Source organism: Microbacterium sp. H6, from assembly GCF_003314775.1.
In the GTDB taxonomy this organism is placed as follows: domain Bacteria; phylum Actinomycetota; class Actinomycetes; order Actinomycetales; family Microbacteriaceae; genus Microbacterium; species Microbacterium oxydans.
In genome coordinates, this window is sequence record NZ_QOAY01000024.1 from 1 (window position 1) to 250 (window position 250).

Below are 250 nucleotides of genomic sequence, written 5' to 3' on the forward strand. Positions count from 1 at the left end.
TCCTCGTGCGCGATGTGCGGGATCAAATCGCGGCGCAGCTGACCACCGTGGCCTTGCGATTCGTCGAACGGCATCGACACGGCGAGCTGCTCCAACGTGGCACGGCCGAGATCGCCGCGCTCTCCGCCTTCGTGCGCGAGTCGTCGACCGCGCTTCTCGTGACTGGGTCGACCGTCGTCCTGCTGGTGACCGTGCTCGCATTCCAGTCCTGGGTGCTGACGCTCGTCCTCGTCGTCGTCTTCCTCCCCCC

1 protein-coding gene is annotated in these 250 nt (G+C 67.2%); it reads left to right on the plus strand.

Annotation, left to right across the window (positions count from 1 at the left end; all coding sequences use genetic code 11):
- Nucleotides 1–250: ABC transporter transmembrane domain-containing protein (locus DSP71_RS01135; RefSeq protein WP_220151062.1), on the plus strand; the 250-nt coding region annotated here is incomplete at both ends.